General features: G+C 71.3%; 12 protein-coding genes. 6 read left to right on the forward strand and 6 right to left on the reverse strand.

The genetic code is table 11. The features are described from left to right. Positions 1 to 56: 56 nt before the first annotated feature. Entirely contained in the window at positions 57 to 1,310 is a 1,254-nt protein-coding gene (locus BOQ63_RS42680; protein ID WP_107488615.1) for a glycosyltransferase, read from the reverse strand. A gap of 704 nt (positions 1,311 to 2,014) precedes the next feature. Here BOQ63_RS42680 and BOQ63_RS42685 point away from each other — a divergent pair. Continuing rightward, positions 2,015 to 3,898, forward strand: coding sequence for a DUF2334 domain-containing protein (locus tag BOQ63_RS42685; protein ID WP_454131320.1), 1,884 nt, complete (start codon positions 2,015 to 2,017; stop codon positions 3,896 to 3,898). Positions 3,899 to 4,193: 295 nt separating this feature from the next. After that, on the forward strand, positions 4,194 to 5,108 hold the full coding sequence (locus BOQ63_RS42690; protein ID WP_454131318.1) for a glycoside hydrolase family 113: 915 nt from the start codon (positions 4,194 to 4,196) through the stop codon (positions 5,106 to 5,108). A 19-nt stretch (positions 5,109 to 5,127) separates the two neighbouring features. Here the strand turns inward: BOQ63_RS42690 and BOQ63_RS42695 are convergent, their stop codons facing one another. From BOQ63_RS42695 to BOQ63_RS42705, 3 genes are all read right to left on the reverse strand, one after another. Continuing rightward, on the reverse strand, positions 5,128 to 5,907 hold the full coding sequence (locus BOQ63_RS42695; protein WP_030553910.1) for a class I SAM-dependent methyltransferase: 780 nt from the start codon (positions 5,905 to 5,907) through the stop codon (positions 5,128 to 5,130). Positions 5,908 to 6,304: 397 nt separating this feature from the next. Next, positions 6,305 to 7,402 carry a sugar ABC transporter substrate-binding protein gene (locus tag BOQ63_RS42700; protein WP_454131316.1) on the reverse strand — a complete coding sequence of 366 codons (1,098 nt, stop codon included), beginning with the start codon at positions 7,400 to 7,402 and terminating at the stop codon, positions 6,305 to 6,307. Positions 7,403 to 7,512: 110 nt separating this feature from the next. Further along, positions 7,513 to 8,562, reverse strand: coding sequence for an AraC family transcriptional regulator (locus tag BOQ63_RS42705; protein ID WP_079184004.1), 1,050 nt, complete (start codon positions 8,560 to 8,562; stop codon positions 7,513 to 7,515). A 720-nt stretch (positions 8,563 to 9,282) separates the two neighbouring features. On the opposite strand from BOQ63_RS42705, the gene BOQ63_RS42710 reads away from it, so the two are divergent. Then, positions 9,283 to 10,185: an MBL fold metallo-hydrolase gene (locus BOQ63_RS42710; RefSeq protein ID WP_454131314.1), complete on the forward strand. Its 903-nt coding sequence runs from the start codon at positions 9,283 to 9,285 to the stop codon at positions 10,183 to 10,185. Between the two features lie 86 nt (positions 10,186 to 10,271). On the opposite strand, the gene BOQ63_RS42715 is transcribed toward BOQ63_RS42710, so the two are convergent. Next, positions 10,272 to 10,637: a hypothetical protein gene (locus BOQ63_RS42715; protein ID WP_030291188.1), complete on the reverse strand. Its 366-nt coding sequence runs from the start codon at positions 10,635 to 10,637 to the stop codon at positions 10,272 to 10,274. 853 nt (positions 10,638 to 11,490) lie between these two features. On the opposite strand from BOQ63_RS42715, the gene BOQ63_RS42720 reads away from it, so the two are divergent. Together BOQ63_RS42720 and BOQ63_RS42725 are read left to right on the forward strand one after the other, a co-directional pair. Beyond that, entirely contained in the window at positions 11,491 to 11,706 is a 216-nt protein-coding gene (locus BOQ63_RS42720; RefSeq protein WP_141763910.1) for a hypothetical protein, read from the forward strand. 173 nt (positions 11,707 to 11,879) lie between these two features. Continuing rightward, positions 11,880 to 12,269: a Dabb family protein gene (locus tag BOQ63_RS42725; protein WP_030291184.1), complete on the forward strand. Its 390-nt coding sequence runs from the start codon at positions 11,880 to 11,882 to the stop codon at positions 12,267 to 12,269. 31 nt (positions 12,270 to 12,300) lie between these two features. Here BOQ63_RS42725 and BOQ63_RS42730 read toward each other — a convergent pair whose 3' ends face one another. Continuing rightward, positions 12,301 to 12,792 (reverse strand): GNAT family N-acetyltransferase, encoded by a 492-nt coding sequence (locus BOQ63_RS42730; RefSeq protein ID WP_030291183.1) that lies wholly within the window; start codon positions 12,790 to 12,792, stop codon positions 12,301 to 12,303. 1,021 nt (positions 12,793 to 13,813) lie between these two features. Here BOQ63_RS42730 and BOQ63_RS42735 point away from each other — a divergent pair. Beyond that, positions 13,814 to 14,278 (forward strand): winged helix DNA-binding protein, encoded by a 465-nt coding sequence (locus BOQ63_RS42735; protein ID WP_030291181.1) that lies wholly within the window; start codon positions 13,814 to 13,816, stop codon positions 14,276 to 14,278. Positions 14,279 to 15,117 lie beyond the last annotated feature (839 nt).

Below are 15,117 nucleotides of genomic sequence, written 5' to 3' on the forward strand. Positions count from 1 at the left end.
TTGAAGCTGCTTGAGACGCAGAGAGGAAGGGAGGCGGCGAGTGGGGCGGGCGCGCCTCAGGTGCGCGCGGTCTTCAGCCAGGTCTGCTTGCCGGTGAGCATTCGCCACAGGCCCCACCAGCCGGCGGCGAACCAGATGTAGCCGTAGACGACGAAGACGTGGGAGAGCAGCACCGCGCGGACCAGGCCGAGTCCGCGCTCGCGGCGGGAGTAGACCCAGCCGTAGGCGTACGCCGCGGTGAAGGACAGGACGTACGGGCCGATGAACCACATCGGTGACATCAGCGGGCGGCCGGCCTCGACCGAGCCCGCCACGACGCCGCCCGCCGCCACGGCGAAGGAGAGCGGCAGCAGCGAGGTGAGCAGGATCAGCACGGGGCTGGAGAGGTGGTACAGCAGGTCGATCGCGGCCCTGGTGGGCACGTCGCGCAGGATCAGCGGGACGAGCCGGGCCGACTGGAGGTGGCCCTGGAACCAGCGGGACCGCTGGCGCACCAGCCGGCGCACGTCGAGCACGGCCTGCTGGGAGACGGCGGCGGTGGTGCAGTGGTGGTTGGTCCAGCCGCGGGCGATCAGGCGCACTCCGAGGTCCAGGTCCTCGGTCAGGGAGTCGCTCCACGGCCCCTTCCCGCTTCCGTCGCTGAGGGTGTCCAGCGCGGAGAGCCGCATGAACTGGCCGTTGCCGCCCATGCCGACGCTGCCGAAGTAGCGGCGCGCGGACTGGAAGATGTCCCCGTAGATGACGAATTCCATGTCCTGGAGCCGGGCCAACAGGCCCTGGTGACGGTTGTACATCCGCACGCCGACCTGGGTGGCGCCGGTGCGTGGGTCGTCGAAGAAGGGGTCGACGGCCTGGACGATGTGCGGGTCGAGGCGGCCGTCGGCGTCCACCACGCAGACGATGACGTCGCTCGGGTCGCGGCCGTCGAGGATGCCGGATTCCCGCAGGTGGCGGATGCCGGCGTTGAGGGCGGCTCCCTTGCCCCTGCGGGCGTCGGGCAGGTGTCGCTGGAGCAGTTTGACCCGGTCGGGGTCGGCGGCGCGGGCGATCTCGGCGGTGCGGTCCTCGGACGCGTCGTCGATGACCAGGGCCAGGAAGCTGCCGACCGGCAGTGAGGTGATCCGGGCCAGGCTTTCGGCGAGGACCTTCTCCTCGTTCAGGCAGGCGAGAAGGAAGACGTAGAGCCGCTCGGCGTGCGGGGCACGGTCGTTGCGGACCCGGCGTCTGGAGAGGAGGAAGAGGGCGGAGTTGTAGCAGCCCGCCATCACGATGATGGCGATGCTCGCCCCGAGGAGAACGTCCGTGATCACCGGCGATCACCGGGGTTCCGGAAAGCGAACCAGAATTTTACCCCGATGAGGGCGACAGCCAGGAAGCAGTAGAGAAGGAATCCGGCGCCGGCCGCTTCCTGAAGGTCTTTGGCAAAAGGAAGGCCCGGCAGAACTTCTGGGGCTGCCGTCAGTCCGGCCAGGGGCAGGACTATCCCCAGAGCGGGTTTTCCGTACATGAGATCCCCCCGGATTCCGCCTCGTTCGTCGTTCCGAGGCGTTGCGAACCGGAAGCTATCAGACGGCAGGCTCGCGCCCGTCCGAGATGGTGGGAAATTTAGGATCGGAATGATTAATTCCACCGAGCAGCGGGCCGTTGTGCCTGATCAGGGGGCTGTGTGACACGTGGGATCAATGGCCTGAACGGGCCATCCCTGGCCAATTTCGGTGCGCCGAGGGTTGATCTGTCATGAATGCGGCACCCCGGGCCGAGATTTCCTGTTGACACTCCTCCAGGCCCGGCGCAAGAATCGGCAATCTGTCGGGGCTTCATCGCCGCGCCTTCACCGGTTTCGTCGAGGGGTGCCTCGGATCGAGATCTCGGACGGCAGATCTCAACCGCGGATCAGGCAGAGATCCTGGGTGAAGATCCCGGGCGGAGACCCCGGATGCAGACCCCGGTCGGAGATCCCGGATGGAGATCCCGGACGGAGGTGCCGACAAAACTCTTGATTCAGGGGGGCACCATGAAAAGCGTGCGAGGGAGAGCTCCGCTCTCCCGGGTCCCGCTCGTCCTGGCCGTGGTCGGGGCGTTGTTGGGCGGCATCGCGTTCTCCGCGGGCGCCGAGGCGGCGACGGGCCGGGGCAGGAGGCCGCCCGCCGCGTCCCGTGGCCTCGGGGCCGCCGATCCCGGGTCGCCCTCCGCCGTCGGCCCCGAGGACCTGACGGCCTGGAACGCCGCCGGGCTGGCCAACGACCGCGAGCGCCACGCCCACCGGCTCGCCGTGACCCCGGCACCGGCCCGGCCCACCGTCGCGGCTCCGAACGCCGCCGCCCGGAACACGAACGCCGCAGACGCCGCGGACGCCGCGGACGCCGTGGCCGGCCCGGCCGGCACCTCGGCCCTCGTCCTCTACGACACCACCGGCCCCTACGGCTATCTCGGCGAGCTCTACGCGATGGCCGTCGCCAACCTCGCCGGTCACTTCGGCACCGTCACCGCCCAACCGGTCTCCGCGTACACCGCGAGCACGGTGGAGCAGTACACCGCCACCTTCTACATCGGCTCGACGTACTACGGCGGAGCCGTCCCGGACGCCGTCCCGGCGGCCTTCTACCAGGACGCGATGACGACCGCCAAGCCGGTCACCTGGATCGGCGACAACGTCTGGAACATGGCCAACGCCGTCGGCATCGAGAACTTCAAGAAGAAGTACGGCTGGGACCCGACCAACTCCTACTTCGAGACCAACGGCAGCGTCGGCAACATCAACCAGGTCACGTACAAGAACCAGTCGCTGACCAGGAAGATCCCCGCGGGCCAGGACGGCGGAGTGCTGCACCCGGCCCTCTCCGGCGCCGGCTACCCCCAGGTCACCCAGCTCGCCCGGGCCGTCGACGGCACCACCGGGGCCACCAGCCCGTGGGCGATCCGCTCGGCCAACCTCACCTACGTCGGGGAGATCCCCTTCTCCTACGTCTCCGAGTCGGACCGGGTGATCGCCTTCGAGGACCTCCTCTTCGACTCCCTCGCCCCCGCCACCACCGCCCGCCACCGGGCCTTCGTGCGGCTGGAGGACATCAGCCCCGCCTCGGACCCGACGCAACTGCGGACCATGGCCGACTACCTGGCCTCGCAGCACATCCCGTACGGAATCAACGTCATCCCCGTCTACACCGACCCCAAGGGCGCCTACGACAACGGGATCCCGCAGACCATCACCCTGGCCCAGGCCCCGGACGTCGCCGCCGCGCTCCAGTACATGCTCCAGCACGGCGCCGTGCTGATGAACCACGGCTACACCCACCAGTACAGCAACGTCGACAACCCGTACACCGGCGTCACCGGCGACGACTTCGAGTTCTTCCGCGCCCACATCGACGCCGCCGACAACGTCGTCTACGACGGACCGCCGGGCGAGGACTCCACGGCCTGGGCCCAGAGCCGGGTCACCTCCGCGCTCGCGGCCTTCGCCGCGGCCGGCCTGCCCCGGCCCACGCTCTGGACGACCCCGCACTACGCCGCCTCGGCCGCCGACTACCAGGTCTTCGGCCGGAACTACACGGCGCGGCTGGAGCGTTCGCTCTACTTCGCCGGAACGCTCAGCGGCGGACCGGTGAACGCCAGCCGCTACATCGGCCAGTTCTTCCCCTACTGGGTGAAGGACGTCTACGGTACGACCGTGCTGCCCGAGGACATCGGCAACTACGAGCCGCTGCCGTACAACAACCACCCGGCGAGGCTGCCCGCCGATCTGATCGCCTCCGCCAAGGCCAACCTGGCCGTCCGGGACGGTGTGGCGAGCTTCTTCTACCACCCGTACTACGACGTGGCGCCGCTCCAGCAGACGATCGACGGCATCAGGGCCCTCGGCTACACCTTCGTCGGCCCGACCGACCTCGCCAACTGAACTCCCCGACTTCCCGACAGGTGAGGAGTCCCCAGCAGTGAACCCGATGAAGAGGGCGGCCGCCGCGGCCCTGTCGGCGGTGGCCGTCCTCTTCGCCGCCGTCGGATGCTCCTCGTCCGGCGGCGGCGAGGACGAAACGCCCGCCCCCTCGGCCGGCGGACCGAGCAGCCGCAGCGGCTCGGCCGGGCCCGCTTCTCCCGCTTCTCCCGCTTCTCCCTCATCTCCCGCTTCCCCGACCGGAACCGGTGCTGCGGGCGGTGGGCCCGAGGATGCCAGGGCGAGCCGGATGCGGGGCATGACGCTCCCCGCGTGGAACACCGACGACTACAACAGCCCCCAGGCCACCACGTACCTCCGTCAGATCGCCGCCACCGGCGCCCGGTGGGTCGCCTTCACCCCCACCTGGTACCAGGACCGCGTCGGCGACCCGGAGATGCACACCACCGACGAGACCGCCGCCGACGACAGCCTGCGCAACGTCATCCGCCTCGCCCACGACGCCGGCCTCAAGACCATGGTCAAGCCCCACGTCGACCTGACCAAGGGCGGCGACCGGGCCAGGATCAAGCCCAAGGACCCGGACGCCTGGTTCGCGGCCTACGAGCGCTTCATCACCCACTACGCCCAACTCGCGGCCGACACCGGCGCCGAACAGCTCGCGGTCGGCACCGAACTCGCGGGCACCTCGCAGGACGGCCCGCACTGGAGCAAGGTCATCGCCGCCGTCCGGGCCCGCTACAAGGGCCCGCTGACGTACGCCGCCAACTACGACGAGTACCAGCGGATCCCGTTCTGGAACGACCTCGACGTCATCGGCATCGACGCCTACTGGCCGCTCGCCGACCAGGCCACCACCGACCCGGCGCAGCTGCGCCGGGCCTGGCAGCCCATCGCCGACCAACTCGCCGCCTTCTCCGGGCGCCTGCAGCGGAAGATCCTCTTCACCGAGGCCGGCTACGTCAGCCAGCGCGGCACCACCACCGCCCCGTACTCCTGGACCGTCAGCAAGACCGAGGACGACGCCGAACAGGCCGCCGCCTACGAGGCGTTGCTCGACACCTTCGACAGCAAGCCGTGGTGGGCCGGTGTCTGCTGGTGGATGTGGGACGACTGGCCCGACAGCGGCGAGACGGCGAAGAACCTCGCGTACACCCCCCACGGGAAGCCTGCGGAACAGGTGCTGCGGAAGTGGTGGGCGCCCGGCACGTGAGTGCGGCGGTGGCTCACGCTCACAATCGCCCGACGCGCAGCACGGCGGTCAGCATCGGCAGGGCGAACTCGCCCTCGGCGGTCTCCGGCCTGCCCGCGAGGAACGCCCGGATCCCGTCCAGCGCGGCCTTCCGCTCCTTCTCCGGCATCACCAGCATTCCCGCGCGCGTCCCGAGGGTCGCGACCAGGGAATCCGCGGTGCGGCGGTGCCCGTGCGGGAACAGCCGCTGCTCCGGCGAACCGAAGCGGGCGGTCCCACCGGTCCTCGGAAGGTGTGCCGCAGCCGTCGCGGCCCGCCAACCGGCCGGCGTGTCCCGCGGCCCGACGGCCGCCGGCCCGCTGACGCGTGCGAGATCCGCCACCCACGCGACCCGGTCGTCCATCACGTTCCACAACCCGGCCAGGATCCCGCCCGGCGCGAGCACCCGGTCGATCTCCGGCCCCGCGACCGCCATGTCGAACCAGTGCATCGCATTCCCGGCCAGTACGGCATCGACGGACGCGTCCGGCAACGGAATCGCCTCGGCACTGCCCGACAGCGCCCGGACCGTCGGCTGCGAACAGCGCAGCTCGGCCAGCATCGCCGGATCCGGCTCGACCGCAACCACCTCCGCCCCCAACCCGACCAGCACCCCGGTCAACTTGCCGGTTCCGGCCCCGAGATCGAGCACCCGCAACCCGGGCGCGGCCTCCAGCACCCAGCGCACCGCCGCGTGCGCGTAGTCCGGGCGGTGCTCGGCGTAGGCGGCCGCCGCCGCGCCGAAGGACGATGCGTGGAGGTGCCGCTCGTTCTGATCCATCTGTTCACGCTATCGGCGCGGGTGATGGTGGGCGGCCGTTCTCATCAGTTCCTCACCGGACGGCTGACTGCTATGGTGCCGAACCGGTCCTCACCGCGCACCTGAGTCGGCAATCGCTCCCCGTTCCGTCCTCCGGACCGAATCGACCGTCAGACCGGATCGTCTATCCCACAGTTGTCACCGGCGAGCGCGGCGAGGTACACACCGGTAACACGGTCACCGATTCCGACTCCCAGGAACGCGACCGCGGCATCACCATCTTCGCCGCTGTTCCTCGGTGGCGGCCCACACGTGGGTGTAGGCCGCTGTGTAGTCGGCTCGGCTGATGGGCTGCTTGACGGCTGAGGGGCTGGTGGGCGGTTTGGGGGTGTGGGGCGGGGTTGTTGGGTGGCTGGAACTATTTGAGGCCGGCGGTGGTGCAGGCGGCGGCGTAGTCCGTGGTGCAGATGTCGGTGGCCTTGTAGAGGCCGTCGGCGATGACGGTGTCCTTGATGTTGGCCTTGGTGACGATTTTGGCGTCGAGGAGTTTGGCGGGGATGTTCTTGTCGGTGGCGCTGTCGACGGTCATGGTGGCCACGGTCTTGACGTCCTTGCCCTGGAGCAGGTCGACGGCCAGTTCGGCGGCGGAGTCGGCGAGTGGCTTGTAGGCCTTGTAGATGGTGTAGGCCTGGTCGCCGTTGACGATGCGCTGGACGGCGTCCAGGCCGGCGTCCTGGCCGCCGACGGGGACCTTGATGCCGGCGCCCTGGAGCTGGGTGATGATGGCGCCGGCCATGCCGTCGTTGGCGGAGTAGACGCCCTGGAAACCGTCCTTGCCGAGCTGGGTGATCGCGGCGCCGATCTTCTGGCCGGCGACGGTGGGCTTCCACTCGCCCGACTGCTCGTAGACGACCTTCTTCACCTTGCCGTCGAGGATCTTGTGGGCGCCGGCCTTGAACTGGGCGGCGTTGGGGTCGGCCTCGTCGCCGTTGATCATGACGATGTTGTCGTCGGCGGCCTGGGGGCCGAGGGCGTCGAGCAGGGCCTGGCCCTGGAGTTCGCCGACCTTCTCGTTGTCGAAGGAGGCGTAGGCGGCGACCGGGCCGGTGGCCAGGCGGTCGTAGGCGACGACCTTGACGCCCTTGGCGGCGGCCTCCTTGACCCAGCTCTCGGTCGAGGTGGCGTCGAAGGCGTCCAGGACGATCACCTTGACGCCCTGGGCGATCAGGGTGTCGAACTGCTGCTTCTGCTTGGCGGCGCTGCCCTCGGCGTTGTTGTAGAGCACCTTGCAGTCCGCACACAGGGACTTGACCTTGGCCTCGATGAAGGGCTTGTCGAATGACTCGTAGCGCACCGAGGAGGCGTTCTCGGGCAGCAGCAGGCCGATGGACTTGTTGTCGCCGGAGGCGGCGGAATCCTTCTTGTCGCCGCCGGCCTTGCCGCAGGCGGCGGTCATGGAAAGGGCCAGCGCGAGGCCGGCGGTCGAGACGATGACGCGACGCAGTCGGGCGTTCATACGGGTGCCTCTCCCTGGGGGCGCCGCGGCGGTGCGGCGGGGGTGGGGGGAGTTAAACGTGACCGCGTACATGGCGTCAAGAAGTAAAACAGCCTCCTGGGAATGTGCCGCTATTCGTTACCTTCGTGAACGTGCCCTGGCTGCGCGGCCTTTGCGGCGGCGTGTGCGGGGGTGTTCGCGCCTACCGTCTCGTTGGTGGCGGTTGCGGTTGCGGTGCGGTAGCGGCCTGGGGTGGTGCCGAACTGGCGGGTGAAGGCGTGTGAGAGAGCGTACCCACTGCTGTAGCCGACCTGGCGGGCGACCGTTTCGAGCGGGTCCGTGCCGCGGCGTAGCAGGGCTGCGGCTCGGGTCATCCGCCACCAGGTGAGGTAAGCCATCGGCGGGCGGCCCGTCAGTGCGGTGAAGCGGCGGTTGAGGGTGGCCCGTGAGACGCCCGCCCGGGCGGCCAGTGTCTCGGCGTTCCACGGGTGGGCCGGGTTTGTGTGGACGGCGGCCAGTGCGGCGGCCACCACCGGGTCGGCCAGTGCCGCTCCCCAGCCCCCGGCCTCGGGCCGGGTCGTCCAGGCGCGCACCAGGTACACCAGCAGCAGGTCGATCAGTGCGGGCGCGGCCAGCTGGGCGCCGGGGCGTGCGGTGGCCAGCTCGGCGCCCAACAGCTCGACGGCCGAGCGCAGTTCGGGGTGCTCGCCATCGTGGGTGGGCAGGTGGAGGAGGGCCGGCAGCTCACGCATCAGCGGATGGGCCGGGCCGCGCTCCAGCCGGTATTTTCCACACAGCAGTTCCGCGTCCTCCGCGCCGCCCGTCGTGCCCGTGCCGCCTGTCCTGTCCGTCCCGTTCGCGCCGACCGTTCCGTTTGCCTGCGGGGGCCGCTCGAGTAGCGTGTTCAGCTGGGGCAGCTGTCGTGCTTGGGGGTAGGTCAACTCTTCGGCGGACAGGGCATGTCCGGTGCCGTGTGGTAGTAGTACCGCGTCTCCCGCCTCGAGGCGTACCGCCCTGCGGCCGCTCTCGGTCACGAGCCAGCAGGAGCCCGCGAGTACCACGTGGAAGCCCGCGCCCGCGTACCCCGGGATCCACGCCCCCCAGCGCCCCCGTGCCCGTACCCGGTCGAAGGACGGCCGCCCGACCCGTACCGCCGCGATCGCGTCGCTGACCACATCCATGGCCGTTAGCCTAACCGGCCAGAGCCGGTCGCGTATCCGATCCAGTCGTCTGCGCATTGAGCCGCTCGCCCGGTCTTCCTGGGCTCGAGGCGCAGACCACGGCAGAGGTGCAGAGGCGGAGAGCGTGACGGTGCAACGGATCGGGCTGGGCGATGCGGAGATCATCCGGATTCTGGGGTGGCAGGGCGCTTCGCCCCGGCCGGCCGCGTCGACCGTCCCGCCCGTTCCGTTCGTGCTGCCCGTTTCGTCCGCGGGGTTCCTGCCGCCGGTCCCGTTCGTGTCGGCCGTTGGGTTTGTCTGTGGGGGCCGCTCGGGCGGTGTGTTCAGCTGGGGCAGTCGTCGTGATTGGTGGTAGGTCAACTCATCGGCGGGTGGGAGTTGTTCGGTGTTGCGTGGTGGTGTCGCGTGTTTCGCCGTGAGGTGGTCCGCCTTGTGGCTGTTCTGGGTGATGAGTTGGCGGGGTGTGCGGGTGGCGCGTGGGAGCCCGGGCCCGGCGTGGCCCGGGATCCGTGCCCTGCGGGTCGTTGTGGCTGTGTCTGGTCGGGGGCGGGCGGTTTGTCGTGTACCGCCGCGTTCGCGTCGCTGTTCATGTCCGTGGCCGTCGGTCTGATCGGCCTGAGCTGTTTGCGTATCTGCTCAAGCCGTCGGCGCATTGAGTCGCTCATCCGGGTTTCCTAGGCTCGAGGCGCAGAACCACGACACACGGCAAAGGCGGAGAGCGTGACGGTGCAACGGATCGGGCTGGGCGATGCGGAGATCATCCGGATTCTGGAGTGGCAGGGCGCTTTCGCCCTGGCCGGGCGTATCGTGCCCGAACCCGCGGAGGCCGCCTGGCGCCGTGCCGGCCCCGACCACTACGACCCCGCTTCCGGTTCCTACCTCGGCGCCCTGCAGACCTGGGTGGTGCGCACCGGTGCGCACACTGTGGTGGTGGACACCGGTGTCGGCGACGACCGTGAACGCCCCGACACCCCCTTGTTCCACCGCCGCAAGGGCCGCTTCCTCGATCTGCTGGCGGAAGCGGGTATCCGTCCCGAGGACGTCGATGTCGTGGTCAACACCCACCTGCACGCCGACCATGTCGGCTGGAACACCCGTGACCGGGAGGGTAGTTGGGTTCCGTCGTTTCCCAATGCCGTCTACCACCTGCCCGCCGCCGACCTCGCCTTCTTCGACCCTGGCGCGGCACATCCCGCCCGCACCGACGACAGCGTCGACCCGGCCCGCTGGGCCGAATGGGACCGTGTCTTCGCCGACAGCCTCGCCCCCGTCCTGGCCGCCGGACAGGCCGCCCCCTGGTCGGGCACCCGCACCATCGGCACAGGCCTCGTCCTTCAGGAGGCGCCGGGCCATACCCCCGGCTCCAGCGTGCTGCGGCTGACCTCCGGGGGTGAACACGCAGTGTTCGTCGGGGATCTGCTGCACTCGCCCGTCCAGCTGGCGAACCCCGGGTGCAGCAGTTGCTTCTGCCTGGACCAGGAGCAGGCCGCGGCCAGCCGCCTGAGGATCCTGCGGCAGGCCGCCGACCGGCGGGAGCTGGTCCTGCCCGCGCACTTCGCCGGGCCCGGCGCCGCCCGTGTGGAGCGCGCCGGGGCGGGCTTCGTGCCGCGCTGGGTGTCGTGAACAAGCGGGCGGGTTGTGGTGGTGGGGGGGGGTGGGGTGCCCGTTCTCTGTGGTGGTGGCGGGCACCCCGGGCTCATCGGTGGGTGTTAGGGGTGGTCGAGGGTGATGGAGTTGATCGGTCCGAGGTTGTAGTAGACGCCGTTTTGGGCGGGGATGTCGTACACGCAGTTGGCGCCGTTGTAGCTCTGGCACAGGTGGGCGTGGGCGCCGGCGGACTGGTTGTTGAGTACCCAGTGGTTGCCGTACTGGCCGTTGAGGTTGTGGGCGCCGTAGCTCCAGTAGACGGCGCTGGGCGAGGAGGCGGGGTTCTGGTCCTGCGGGTAGACGCATACGGCGCCGTAGGGGCAGCCGGCCCAGGAGCCGTCGGCGGCGCCGGCGTTGCCGGTGGCCACGGCGGTCAGCGCGGCGGCGGCCACTGTGAGGGCGGCCAGGGCACGGGTGGTCCTGCGCATGGGTGGTTCTCCCTTGCTGGTTGCGGCGGCCCGGTCGAGGGGGCCGGGCCTGGTGCTGGTCAGCCTAGGAACGCGGGCCCGATGGCGGTCCCTGACATGCGTCAGGGGCGCGCCGGTGTGTGCCGGGCGCCGGTGTCTGGTAACGCCGCTGGGGGGGGCGGGTGTGGCGGGTGGCGAAGTGTCATGGCCGTACCCGGGTGGTGTCCGCGCGTTTGTGACGTGGTGCGTGGCACCGCGGGCGGCCGTAGGGCGGTCCTGGGGTGTGTCCGCAGCCGTCAGTGTCTACCGGCACGGGGAGCCGTCGTGTCCGGGTGCCACCGCCGTCCGCTGCTTGCCGTTGTCGTCCTTGTCGCGGGGCGGGTCTGGCGTTGAGTGCCTGTGGGCCCGGCGGTACCGACTCCGCCGCTCCGGCGGCTTCCGTGCCCGCGACGGCGGCCCCTGTGATGGCCGGGGAGGCGGCTGGCGGCGCACCGGTGACCATGTCGCCCTCGCGCCCGGTCCCGCACGCCTCGTCCTCCGGTTCGTCCGGCGCCTCGTCCTCCGGTTCGTCCGGCGCCTCGTCCTCCGGTTCGTCCGGCGCCTTGTCCTCCGGTTCGTCCGGCAGCGGTTCCGCGGGCGCGGGTCGGTGTGATGTTGAGAGTCTGTTTGATCAGGGCGTTGGCTCGCTCGGGGGGCGCCGGACCAGGGGGTGATCGAGGTGTACGGCACCGGTGCGGGTGCCTGCGGTTTCAGCTCCTCTCCGGGGGTCGGCCTGGGCAGTGGCGCTGGGCGGGACCGGAGTGAGAGCCCCGGGCCGGTGCTGGCCGGTGGCGCGGCGCGTTTCACTGTCCGGGCCGGGCAGAGGGCCTGCGCGGTGATCGGTCTTGACTGCAGCGGTGCGATCACCGGCACCGTTCAGGGGGTCAACGAGATCAACGTGCTGGTCGACCAGGACGGTGTCAGCGTGCCTCTGGCGGGCATCCGCAGTTTCCCGCTGCCCGGCGGCGTGCGGGTTCTGGGCCCCTGGATGGGCCTGTACCGCGCCGGTGTCGCCGAGGCGGCCGCCTGCGCGGCGACGGCCGGGAAGTGAACCCCGCGAAGTGAACCGCGGGCGGTGCGTGTCCGGCCGGTCGCGAGGGGGCCGGCCGGAGGCGGTTGACGCTTCCGAAGTCGTGGGCTCGGTTCAGGGCCGGCCAGCTGGACCAGTCGGTGGGAGTTCCTGAACCAGTCAGTCCAGAACGCGGGAAGGGGGCGGAAAGCGACGTGATCGTCCACGTGCTGCGGTTCGCGTTCAAGGAGGGGGCGACGGGAGCCGTACGCGAGCACGTGCTCGTGGTGATGCGCCGCACCGCCTCCGCGGTGTCGGTGGCCTCGGCCACCGTCGGCCGGGGCCTGGGTGAGGAGGACGGTGGCGTTCACGCCTACTGCGTGGGTATCGCCGACCTGGACGCCCTGCGCCGCTACAGGCACGACCCCCTCCACGTGGCCGGCGACCCGCAGATCGCGCCTCGTCTGGCGGAGATCGCCATTGGCCCCGACCTCTTCGACGACGTGGCCGCGGACCTCGCCGCGCGCATCCTCGCCCTGCACGAGGACAAGGCCGCGCTCCACCCGCACGGGGCCGCCGGCCTCGCCGCGCTGCTGACGGCGTAGCGGGGAGGGCGGGCCGGGGTGGTCACTGTGGTCAACCAGTCAGGGGCAGGCGCCAGTTGTTGGAGCGGATGGGGTGGCCCGGTGGGTACTCGAAGGCCACCTCGCCGAGCAGTTCGAAGCCCGCTCTGCGGCACACGGCGTTGGAGGCTTGGTGTGCCGCCGAGGGAAAGGCGTGCAGCCACGGCAGCACGCCCTGCTGTGCGGCCCGCTGTGCGCACAGCAGCACCGCCTGTACGGCCAGGCCGCGGCCCTGGTACTCGGGCAGCACGGCGTACCCCGTCTCGTAGACGTCTTGTTCCTGCCAGGTGTGCGGCCAGTACCCGACCGACCCGGCGGCCCGGCCGTCGAGCAGTAGCAGGAACATCTGCCCGTCGGTCATCGCGAGATAGCGCTCGTGCCGGCGCCGTACCTGTTCGGCGCTCTCCACCCCGCCCAGGTGTTCGGTCAGTTCGGGGGTGTTCTGGCGGTGCAGCAGGTCCAGGCCCGGCTCGGACCACGGCGCGAGGGTGAGGGAGGTCGTCATGCCCGCACGCTAGCGCGGGCCTGTGACAACCGCCCTGCCACCAGAGCAGCGTTCGGCGGCTGGTGTCGGGGGAGAAGGGCCCGCGACGTCGGCTCGTCGTACGCGGTCTCAATTTCAGCACCCGGCCGGCACCTGAGAGCCCGCGATGGGGTCGGTCTCCTGGGAGCCGGCCCCGCGCACCCGGGGCCCGGCCGCCGGCAGCACCCGCCCGGTGCGCGCCGTTCGTTTCCGTGCAGCGGCGGCCCACTGTCCGCCGAAGCCGTGACGGGTCACCGCCGTTCGCAGCGCCATTTCGACACGATCACCGGCTGGCGGTGCGCGAGCCTGCGCAGTATGGATCGGTTCGCGATGGATCTTCAGGACCCGGCCGAGGTGAGGGGCGCTGGTGGTGCACTGGGCGCGGATCGGGCGGGGGCGACCGTTTGCGCGGGAGAAGGCGACGCGGAGCAGGCCGTTCTTCTTCGGCCGCATGGAGAGGACGCGCTGGGTGCGTGGTTCACCCAAATCGGCGGACACTTACTGTCCCACAACCCCCAACCGACTTCGCCAGCAGAGTCGCGGGGACGACTTCCCGCTCCGGTCAGGGGGGACTGCGGTCGGCCGGAGCTGAAGCCGGAGCCGGTGCGGGGGGGGGGGGGGGCGGCTTCGGCCCGTCTGCAAGGGGCGTGGTGGGTGGTGGGCGTGCGGTGGCCGCCCGGGGGAGGGGAGTTGGCGCTCGGCGGGGTGCGGGCCGTTGTTCCCGCCGTTCCTTGCCCGGGGGGGCCTGCCGTGTCCCCGCCGTGTCAGGTGGCGGGGCCGGGTCGGAGGGGCAGGCGCCGGCCACCCGTGTGGGTGAGCGGGGCCGGGCCGTAGTGCGCCGGCGGGTTTGCGCAGCGGGAAGTCGGCCGGTCCGGCGCCCGGCTTCGGCCTGATCCCGCTGCCGGGATCCCGGCAGGAACCTCCTTGATCTCAAGGAGACTTGAGGTTCTACGGTGTTCGTGTCCCGGTGGTCCGGCGAGGAGGCGAGGAAGGGTGTGTCGGCGTGGCGCTTGAGGAGTATCCGCACGAGGTCCTGGCGGCCCAGCCCATCGGCGCGTGGAGCGGCGAGGTGTACCGGCGGGTGGTGGGGGCGCTGCGTGAGCAGTTGGCCGTGGAGGGCCTGACCCAGCCCCACTGGTGGACGCTCAACCACGCCGCCGGGGCCCCGGGCGTCTGGAACCGCGCGACGCTGGCCGAGCGCCTGGCCCGCTACGAGGACCTCGGCCTCGACTTCGGCGAGGTCTTCGACGACCTCGCCGCGCGCGGCTGGCTGTTGGAGGACCGGGCGACGGGTGCCATGTCGCTCACCGAGGAGGGCGAGGCCGCGCGCTTGCGGGCCCGCGAACGCAACCTGCGCGTGCACCGCCGCGCCCACGAGGGCGTGGACGAGGCGGAGTTCGTGACCGCCGTCAACGTTCTGCGCCGCATCACCGCCAACCTGGGCGGTGAGGGCAACCTGCCCGCCTGAGCGGCCGGTCCGCCCGCCTGGGTGGCCACCGGCCCGCTACGGTCGGCCCGCGGCGCTGCCGTGCGCCGGGGCAGCCGTCGGCGGGGCCGTCACCCCGCCGACGGCGCCGGCCGGAACCGCCCGCCCGCGCGGGAAGTCGGCCCCGTCGACTTCCCGCGCGGGCGGGCCTACCGGCCTCAGGCCCCCACCGGAATTCGACGGATCCCACCGCCGGACGGGTTCACCACCGCTCGGAGGGATCGGGCCGGGGCGGCCGGGGCGAGCGGCCCCGGCGGCCCCGGGCGTGGGCGCCCACTCGCGCGCCCACCCGGGCGCTCGCCCGGCGTCTGCTCCTCGCCGAACGGGCGCAGTGTCAGGTGCCACGGCTCCTGGGGCTGCCGCTGCGGCGCGGGAGTTCGAGCTGTTCGCCGGGACGCACCAGGCGCAGGGACAGGCCCTTGTCCGACCGGATCCGGACCCGCCGAGGGCCGGCTCGAACGTGAACTGCGCCCATGGCCGGCGCGGGGCGTCGTTGACCCCCAGCTTGTCCTCGGCGATCACGAGGCCGGCCTGCTCGTGGTGGGTCGGGCGGATCACGTACGGCGGGCCCGGCACGGGCTCGCCCGGCTCGATGGTCCGGGTCTGTTGGAACGGCGGGTGCGGCGGGCGGCTGGTGATGAGGGGCACTGCGTGCTCCGCCGCGTGCTCGCCGGCCGTGACCACGGCCTGTCCGCCCAGGATGGTGCCGTCGATTTCGTGGCTGCCGGGCTTCACCGGGACGGGAGGCATGTGCGTGGCTTCCTCTCGCCGGGGCCGCCGGCGGCGAGCCCCCCGGCCGCTGGCGCTGGGGGTGGGTGGTG

Source organism: Streptomyces viridifaciens, from assembly GCF_001888885.2.
Classification (GTDB): domain Bacteria; phylum Actinomycetota; class Actinomycetes; order Streptomycetales; family Streptomycetaceae; genus Kitasatospora; species Kitasatospora aureofaciens.

What these genes read in the sequence shown, in the direction of transcription:
- BOQ63_RS42730 (WP_030291183.1), bottom strand. Translation starts at nt 12,792, where the DNA reads ATGACGACCTCCCTCACCCTCGCGCCGTGGTCCGAGCCGGGCCTGGAC.
- BOQ63_RS42690 (WP_454131318.1), top strand. Translation starts at nt 4,194, where the DNA reads ATGACGCTCCCCGCGTGGAACACCGACGACTACAACAGCCCCCAGGCC.
- BOQ63_RS42700 (WP_454131316.1), bottom strand. Translation starts at nt 7,402, where the DNA reads ATGAACGCCCGACTGCGTCGCGTCATCGTCTCGACCGCCGGCCTCGCG.
- BOQ63_RS42685 (WP_454131320.1), top strand. Translation starts at nt 2,015, where the DNA reads ATGAAAAGCGTGCGAGGGAGAGCTCCGCTCTCCCGGGTCCCGCTCGTC.
- BOQ63_RS42695 (WP_030553910.1), bottom strand. Translation starts at nt 5,907, where the DNA reads ATGGATCAGAACGAGCGGCACCTCCACGCATCGTCCTTCGGCGCGGCG.
- BOQ63_RS42705 (WP_079184004.1), bottom strand. Translation starts at nt 8,562, where the DNA reads ATGGATGTGGTCAGCGACGCGATCGCGGCGGTACGGGTCGGGCGGCCG.
- BOQ63_RS42715 (WP_030291188.1), bottom strand. Translation starts at nt 10,637, where the DNA reads ATGCGCAGGACCACCCGTGCCCTGGCCGCCCTCACAGTGGCCGCCGCC.